Source organism: Streptomyces sp. NPDC026377, assembly GCF_055567715.1.
This window is the reverse complement of the sequence record NZ_JBVHPV010000041.1, coordinates 1-7,850: the sequence shown is the minus strand read 5'-3', so window position 1 is coordinate 7,850 and position 7,850 is coordinate 1. Positions and strand designations below refer to the sequence as shown.

General features: G+C 70.0%; 6 protein-coding genes. 4 read left to right on the top strand and 2 right to left on the bottom strand.

Going from position 1 to position 7,850, the window contains the following annotated elements; genetic code table 11:
• Positions 1–47 precede the first annotated feature (47 nt).
• Entirely contained in the window at positions 48–650 is a 603-nt protein-coding gene (locus ACZ4MU_RS35105) for a TetR/AcrR family transcriptional regulator (protein WP_467883675.1), read from the top strand.
• Between the two features lie 892 nt (positions 651–1,542).
• On the top strand, positions 1,543–2,991 hold the full coding sequence (locus tag ACZ4MU_RS35100) for an MFS transporter (protein WP_467883673.1): 1,449 nt from the start codon (positions 1,543–1,545) through the stop codon (positions 2,989–2,991).
• 430 nt (positions 2,992–3,421) lie between these two features.
• Here the strand turns inward: ACZ4MU_RS35100 and ACZ4MU_RS35095 are convergent, their stop codons facing one another.
• Positions 3,422–3,544 carry a hypothetical protein gene (locus ACZ4MU_RS35095; RefSeq protein ID WP_467883671.1) on the bottom strand — a complete coding sequence of 41 codons (123 nt, stop codon included), beginning with the start codon at positions 3,542–3,544 and terminating at the stop codon, positions 3,422–3,424.
• 121 nt (positions 3,545–3,665) lie between these two features.
• On the opposite strand from ACZ4MU_RS35095, the gene ACZ4MU_RS35090 reads away from it, so the two are divergent.
• Positions 3,666–4,136, top strand: a complete 471-nt coding sequence (locus ACZ4MU_RS35090; protein WP_467883669.1) for a hypothetical protein — start codon at positions 3,666–3,668, stop codon at positions 4,134–4,136.
• Between the two features lie 1,213 nt (positions 4,137–5,349).
• Entirely contained in the window at positions 5,350–5,700 is a 351-nt protein-coding gene (locus ACZ4MU_RS35085; protein WP_467883667.1) for a hypothetical protein, read from the top strand.
• Positions 5,701–6,706: 1,006 nt separating this feature from the next.
• Here the strand turns inward: ACZ4MU_RS35085 and ACZ4MU_RS35080 are convergent.
• The gene (locus ACZ4MU_RS35080) at positions 6,707–6,976 is read right to left on the bottom strand and encodes a zinc finger domain-containing protein (protein WP_467883665.1); all 270 of its coding nucleotides are present in this window, start codon (positions 6,974–6,976) and stop codon (positions 6,707–6,709) included.
• Positions 6,977–7,850: the final 874 nt, after the last annotated feature.

Below are 7,850 nucleotides of genomic sequence, written 5' to 3'. Positions count from 1 at the left end.
TGGGCGAGTGCCCATACTTGCAATGGGGCTGAAGGAAAGGGGCAGTTGTGTCACCTCGCGGAGTGGCGATCCCGGACTTGCGGGAGCGGCTGTTCACCGCGGCCGAGCGGGTGGTGGCCCGCGACGGCGCCGCCGCTCTGACCAGCCGCGCGGTCACGGCGGAGGCGGACTGCGCCAAGGGCGTCCTGCACACGCACTTCGCCGGCCTCGACGAATTCGTCGCCGAGCTGGTCCTCGACCGGTTCGCGCGCAGCGCCCGCCAGGCCCAGGCGCTGGAGGCGAAAGCCGGGACGGCCACCGTTGCGGACAACCTGCAAGAAGTCGTCCTGGTCCTGCTTAAGGCCCTGCCTCCGGCCGTGGTGGGGCTGGCCATGACCCGCCCGGCGGCCGCCCTGCACACCCGGCAGGGCTTCCAGGACGGCGCCCCGGCGTTCGATGCCATCCAGCACGCCTTCACCGCCTATCTCCAGGCGGAGCAGCGCGGCGGCCGGCTGCCTGCCGACGCCGACACCGCCACGATCGCGCTCGCCCTCGTCGGCACCACTCACCACCTGCTGATGACACGCCCGCCGGCAGGGGGCGAGGACGCGAAGACGACCATCCGACGACTGCTCGCCGTCGTGCTCCGCGGCGCCCCCAACTGCCCATGACGTAACTCCCGGCGCAGCCCCAGGGCCCGGCGCGGCCCCCGCAGGACCCGCGCCGGGAGAGACCTTGAAGCGGCTCCGGCCGACCAGTGTCCTGCGCCGGTGTGGATTGCCCGGCGCGCAGTGGGCGCCGTGACGGTGAGGGGTGCCCGCGGGCGAGGAAGGGGCGCAGGCGGGTGACGGTGAAGCCTGCCGTGGCCCGGTAGCGACCGGCGATCCCTACGGAGCGGGGTGAGGCGGAAGACACCGAGGCGTCCCGCGGCGTACGGAGCGTCGTCGGCTGGGTTTATACCGAGGTTGCGAGATACCTGCCCGGTTGTGGGACCGGCACCGCCGGACTTGCTTGCACTGGCCGTGGACAGGGGTATGCGCAAGCGGTTGCCTCGTGCAGCTTCGACAACGACCGAGGCAGAGGAAGGGTTGGGCGGCTCGGTGCAGGCAGCCGTTGCCGACTCCCCGTGCCGGGGCGTGTGCCTCGTGCTCGGCGAACGAGCCGCGGACGTTGGCGGCCATGGCGTGGCGGACGGTGAACCCGTGTTGTCGTAGCTGGCGTTGCCGAGGCGAGTCCAGCGGGTTTCTCGGCGTTCTGGCAAGTGATGACCGCCTGGGCCATCCCCTTGGCGGGCTGGTAGGCGCCCTCGGACTTCTTGGCCTCGGCCCGCCAGCTTCTTGATCTCGGCCAGGAGCAGGTACGCGCGCAGCCCCGAAGGTTTCATTGCGCCCTTCACGTGGCGGTAGGTGTCCGCATCGTCAGTAGCCCGCCCCTTCCTGGCCAGCGAAGTGAGGGGCCTGGTGGCTTACCCGTTGAGAAATACCCTCGGGGGGTATAGCGTTCGAGCCGTCGAAGTCATACCCCCTGGGGGTATGAGGGGATTTTCTCTCTTTGGGAGCGGTCATGCAAGCCGTCAATCCGCGCCGCTGGTGGGCCCTCGGGGTGCTCGCCGCCCCACAGTTCATGGTGATCATGGACACGTCGATCATCGGCGTGGCGCTGCCCGAGATGCAGCGCGACCTGGGGTTCTCCCAGGGAGACCTGCAGTGGGTGTTCAACGCCTACGTCATCGCCTTCGGCGGACTGCTCCTGCTGGGCGGCCGCCTGTCCGACCTGCTGGGAGCCCGGAAGGTGTTCGTGGCCGGCTGGAGCGTCCTGATCGCCGGCTCCGTCGTGGCCGCGGCCGCCCAGAGCGCGTGGGTGGAGGTCGCAGGCCGCGCCGTGCAGGGAGTGGGCAGCGCGCTGATCGCACCGGCCTCGATGACCTTGCTCATGATGCTCTTCGGCCACAGCCCCAAGGAGCTCGGCAAGGCCCTGGCCCTGTACGGCGCGGCCGCCCCGGCCGGCGGCACGGCAGGAGTGTTCCTCGGCGGCGTCTTCACCCAATGGGCCAGCTGGCCTTGGGTGTTCATCATCTACATCCCGATCGGCATCGCCACCCTGCTCGCCACTGGCCTGCTGCCGGCCGTCACCGCCCGCCGTGGCGGCGGGGTGGACGTTCTGGGAGCGGCAGCCGTCACCGCCGGGCTCGCACTCACCGTCTTCACCGTGGTGCGCGCCCCCGAGACCGGCTGGGCGAGCGCGCAGACCGTCCTCCAGCCGTTCGCCGGGGCCGCCCTGCTGGCCGTGTTCGTCCTCATCCAGCGATCCGCGCGGTCGCCGCTGATGCCGCTCGGCATCTGGCGCACCCCGGGCCTCGGCGTCTCCAACCTGGCCATGGCCCTGCTGGGAGCGGCCTGGATCCCGATGTGGTACTTCCTCAACCTCTACCTCCAGCAGGTCCTGGGCTACGGCGCCTTCGCCTCCGGAGCGGCGCTACTGCCCATGACCGGCCTGCTGATGCTCGTCATGACCACCGCCAGCGCCCGCCTGCTCGGCCGCTTCGGCCCCAAGCCGCTCATCACCGCCGGCCTGCTGGTCCTGGCCGCGGGCCTGGTGTGGCTGTCAGCGGCCCGCCCGACCGGCTCCTTCCTCATCGACGTCCTGCCCGCCTCGCTGGTGGCAGCCCTGGGCATGGCGCTCGCCTACATCCCGACCCTGATGGCGGCAATGTCCGCCGCCCCGCCGGAACAGGCCGGCCTCGCCTCCGGCATCGTCAACACCACCTACCAAGTCGGCTCCGCCCTCGGCCTCGCCGCCCTGACCGCCCTCGCCACCTCCCAGGGCGCCGGAGCCGTCGGCGACCTGCCCGCCCTCACCGACGGATTCAGCGCAGCATTCCTCGCCGCCGCCGCCATCGCCGCCGCGGGCGCCCTCGCCTCCCTCGCCCTCATGCACGGCAAGCCGCAGAACCCGCCCGCCGAAAACGCCACCACCGAGGGCGCCGCGCAGCGCCAGCACGCCCCCAACTGACCGGGAGTGAAGTGAGAAGGCCCGCCGATACCCATCGGCGGGCCTTGTACACGGCGGCATGCAGCAGGCGGACATGCGGCACCAGTCGGGCCGGAACCGCCGACGTCGCGCTCTACACCACGGCGTCCGTCGACGCGGTGCGCTCCGAACACCCCGAGGCCGACTGGGAGCAGCGCACGGTGGAGAAGGGTCGGCGCCCATCGCTCGCCTCCCTGCGCCCGCACCCGCCTGAGCTTGCGGCCGCACGTCCAGCGCTACGTCGGTGCTCCGCGCCCGCCGCGTCCCAGCCGTCAGGAAGGCGGCCGGGACGCGGCGTTGCTCTCCTCGCGGGCGACCTGCCGGGCGAGGACGTCGCGGTCGGTGTACGGGTTGACGGCAGCGAGGGCCAAGCGCCGGAGTTCGGCCGGCTCCAGCGCCTCCAACCTCGATGTCAGAGGACAGCGGCGCAGAGCTCGCAGACGACCGCGAACGAGGTCGTCACCATGGCACCGCCATGGCCGGCGGCATCACCGCGTGCGTGGTCCGCCCGCGAGATCCCCCTCGTCATCGTCATACCCACGGGACAAACGAGCTGACCCTCACGGAGGCGGCTACGAAGCGGCTGCAGGGGTGGCACTGGAGCGGGAGTGCGCCCTCGTATAGTCGCGTTATCGGCTCGTATGGGGGGAGGCAGGATGAGCGGTCAGGGTCCGTCCGGGGGCGGGGACATCGAGGACACCTGGCGGCAGCCGTGGTGGATCGTGGTCGGTGCGGCCGTCACGTTCGCCATGGCCTGGGCCGTGGTGGACTTCTGGATCGATCCCGTGACGGTGGGGATCACAGACGACTGTGTGCGGGGACGGCACGGCGGTTGCATGACGGACACCTTCCACTGGACGTCGGCCGTCGCGTTCTTCTTGCTGGGGGTGCCGACCATGGTGGTGGTGATCATGGGCCTGGTCACCGACCGCTGGCCACCGGCGGTGGGCATGGCCCTGGGCGCCGTCGGCGGGGGCATCCTGACCCTTTCCCACGGAGAGTCAACGCCGCATGTGAGCTGCGCGGTGGCGCTGTTCGTCCTGGCGGCCACGGCCCTCGTCCTGACCGGGGGCCGCAAGCTCCGTTCGGCGTACCGCAGGTCGCGGGAGGACTGGCTCCGTCAGTGATATCTGCGGGCGGGGGCGCTGGTGCCGACGGGTGTCACTGCTTCCCGCCAAACATCTGGGCCAGACGGGGCAGCGGTGGCGGGGCGATGGCAGCCGGGTGGGGGGATCCGACCGTGGAAGCTGCTGAGCTCGGCCGTCAGCTCAGGGCTGGGCCGCAGTACCTCCCCCAGATCACAGTCCTCCTCGGCGACCAGGGCGGCTACCGCCCGCTGGAGCGGGAGGGGCAGAGCCGGCCGCTCCTGCCTTCCAGGCTGGGGCTGTCCTTTGCAGATGGCCAGCAGCAACGCGAGGTTCTGGGTGGCAAGGGGAGGAGAAGCGCAGATCAACCAGGCTCCCAGTGCCTCCTCCAGGTGGTCGGGCAGGCGCGGCAGGTCGGGCGGCCCGGGCTCGGGCGGCATGGTCTGCATCTGCTGCTTCCAGTGCTGGGCGGTTCGGACCTCGGCGCGTGCCAGGTACAGCAGATACAGACAGCGGGCAGCTGCCTGCGAGCCGGCGTCGCGCGCCCGGTTAAAAGCCGACGTCGAGGCACTGGTCGGAGCCCTACACCAGGCCACGATGGAGGACCTTCACCTTCGCCAGCAGCTCGCCGATCGCCATGCTGTGATCCGCGCACTGCCCACGCAGGCCCACCCGGTGGGTAGTCGGGCTGCCGCCGAAACGGAGCTGGCGGCAGCCCTCGTAGTGGCCGGGGCCGTGGACAAGCCGACGGTCTGTTCCTCGGAGGCACCGCGGGCGGGACGCCAGTCACAGCTGTGGTGCATCAGTCAGTCACTCCACCGCTCTGCGGCGGTGATGTCGGAGGCATGGGGGAGGGCATCGAGGCGGCGTGATCAGGTGCGCTCTGGCCCCCGGGGCCGGCATGGATGACGACGACGTCCCCGTCACCGGACAGGCCCCTCCCCGCAGTGCCGGTCCCCGCCCTCTACCAGGACGGAAAGACCACCGCGCGTGCCGCAGAGGACTACCTCGTCGCGAACCTCACCAACAGCCAGCACGCGGAGATCGCCCGCGTCTACGGCTACACCAGCCGAGCCCCCGCCCGGCACCCCGGTGTCGGCATCGACTGCGCTTTGGGAATCCGTTCGCGGGACGGTCACCGTGGCCGCTCCGCGAACGGGACCTCAAGCCCGGCGTCAGCGGGGAACCGTGCTCCCGCCAAGGGCCGGGGTGAGGGGCTAGTCAGCGTTGGCTGCTCGGATAAGGATGAAGCCACATGTCAATTGGAGAAGAGGGCGGAATGACCTCGTTGCGGTGCGAAGCCACTCGCTGGGCGGTTGAGTATGACGACGGTACCTATCCCGGGTTTGTCGAGGTGCGTCTGACCGACGCGCACGGCCGGCAGTGGATATTCTTCGATAAGCCGCCGATCTTCGATGACTGGGATGCCCTGACCCCCGAAGCGGCGTACCCCATCGCCGTCACGATGATCTGCGAGATCGTGAGCCACACCTCAGATCCGGTCGGCAACGAGATCATCACGATCTCTACGGGCGGACGGCCGGTAGCCACCGAAGGCGACCAGAGCGAGTTCGACGTCCGGCCCGACCAGCTTGTAGAACCCTGATGCGACAAGACAACAGGGACGCGTCGCGGCCATCGGTCATGCCACTCTCATGCCAGAACGAGCAGGCACTGACAGGGAACTGGGGTGCCGAACGCGAGAGCGGCTGCACGGCGCCCGCCAAAGCACCCAGTCCGGACCGGTGACCGCCCCACCTCACTCATCGTGCTGATGCCGGTCATCCCATGCCCGGAATCAGTCCAGTCGGGGCGTATGCCACACGGGCCAGCGGTGCAGAACCGTGCCCCCCCCACAGCCCGATGTCCGCACTCGCACAGGTTACCGGTCGCCCATCTCCCCGACCCGGCACACGATCGAGCCCAGCACGACACGATGGGCCTTGCCTCCCAAGGCGGGGACGAGGGCGTGGGCTTCGGCGCGCAGCATGCCGCGTCCACGGCGGCCTGCGTCTGAGGCGGCAGCTCCGTAGTGGCCTGCCTCTGAAGGGCAGCCCCAGCACCACGAACGTCACGATCGGGGTGTTCGCGCACGACGACGTCAAAGCGGCCGGCCGTCCCAGGACCCGCCCTTGATCGGACAGCTTGAGCCTCTCGCCGTGGTGGAGCCACTCCCCCGGCAGCGATTTCCGCGCCGATTCATCGACAGCGCAGTCCCGCAGGCTGCGGCTGTGGCCGCTCAGCTTCACAAGGCGCCGCCACACGGGGCGTGACGGTGACCAGGAGGCCTTGGGGGCGTTGGGCAGCACGTGTATACAGTTCTCCGATCATCGGGGCGGGGCCGACCATGACGGGGGCGCGCAGGGGATAGCGGCTGTGGTCATCAACGTGTCCCTGTCCGTGCTCCCGGGAGGCTGGGGCATCCCTTGCCCCCTGGGGTCCATAAGGCTTCGCCTGCCTTCATTCATAGACGTGCCAGAGCATCGGAGGATGACGCTCCATGCGACGGACCTCAGGTCCTGCTGCAGACGGCCCCGCCCCCACCACCCTCATGCACGCCCGAGCCACCGAACCGGTCAGGACCCCGGGTCGCGGAAGGACGGTGCCTGCGCTCACCGGCTGGCGGACGCTACGGGCTGCCCGCTGAGCACGGGCCGGCCTGCTGCGCCCCTCACGTCCAGCACAACCTCGCAAGCCCCGAGAGACACCTTGTAGTGATCACGGCGGGCCCGGTGCACGCTGCGCCGAGCCCGGCACAACTGCCCCGGCTGTGCCCGGCACTCCGGGCACGCCACACCGAACGCACCGTGCCGGTACAGACGCAGCGTCTCGTACAGCTGGTCGAGATAAGGGTCGGTGATCGTGCTGGCGGTGGGGGGCATCGGGTTCCTTCATCGGCCATGTAGCCGCTTCAGACGGGGGTCTTCCCGTCTTCGGCGGTGTCCTCGTTTCTGCGTATGCCCACCAGGCCCGGTCCTGGTCGCCCCCAGCCCGCTCTCGCGCTGGCGGCTGTCCCATGTGCGCGTTTCTCCGTTGATGCCGTGGCCGTCCCCACGATGAGGTCACGGCGCTCCCCCATCGCCCCGTGTGGCCCCGGCGTATCTGCCGCAAACTGTCCTGGGGGGTTCGTCGCACCGCGACCGAATCTCGTGATGGCGCCCGATCACCCCGTGGCACTCTGCGGCCGCAGCCACAGCCGGGCTAAGCGCGGGCAGAGCGGTGGGGTGGGGGGCGCCTCGTGACGTCCTTCGAAACGCATTGAGGCGAGACGTATCGTCTTGCTAGTCTTGGGGTGTGCGTTCCTACTTCTTTCTCTGAGTCCGGGCACGGCCGCCGCTGCCGTTTCTGCTGCCCGTAGACCCGTCGCATCCTCAGGAAGAGCCCATGCGCGAACGCGCCCACATCGCTGTGCCCGCTGCCGTGGCACAGCTGTCTGTCAAGAACGTCACCAAGTCCTAGTGCCGGGACCGGGAAGGTTCGCCGGGGCGCTGGGGCAGTGCTGGGACCGCGCGGCGTCGGTGCGTTTCGCGCGTGTTGTGCCCCCCTGGGGGGACACAACACCTCGTTGTCGCTTGGCCGGTGTTGTGTGGACCGTGTACATCGTCCCCCGAGGCGAAGGCGCAGTTCAAGGCGGTATGCGCTGGTGAGCAGCCAAGGAAATTGGACACCGAGAACGCGGACGGCAGCCACGTCGACCCGGACGTCGACATCGACGCGAACGGCAACGCCGTCGTCGTCTGGACCGAGGACGCCGAC

Excerpts from the sequence above, each read along its gene's own strand:
- ACZ4MU_RS35090 (WP_467883669.1), top strand. The coding sequence starts at position 3,666 with ATGAGCGGTCAGGGTCCGTCCGGGGGCGGGGACATCGAGGACACCTGG.
- ACZ4MU_RS35095 (WP_467883671.1), bottom strand. The coding sequence starts at position 3,544 with ATGACGATGACGAGGGGGATCTCGCGGGCGGACCACGCACGCGGTGAT.
- ACZ4MU_RS35080 (WP_467883665.1), bottom strand. The coding sequence starts at position 6,976 with ATGCCCCCCACCGCCAGCACGATCACCGACCCTTATCTCGACCAGCTG.
- ACZ4MU_RS35100 (WP_467883673.1), top strand. The coding sequence starts at position 1,543 with ATGCAAGCCGTCAATCCGCGCCGCTGGTGGGCCCTCGGGGTGCTCGCC.
- ACZ4MU_RS35085 (WP_467883667.1), top strand. The coding sequence starts at position 5,350 with ATGTCAATTGGAGAAGAGGGCGGAATGACCTCGTTGCGGTGCGAAGCC.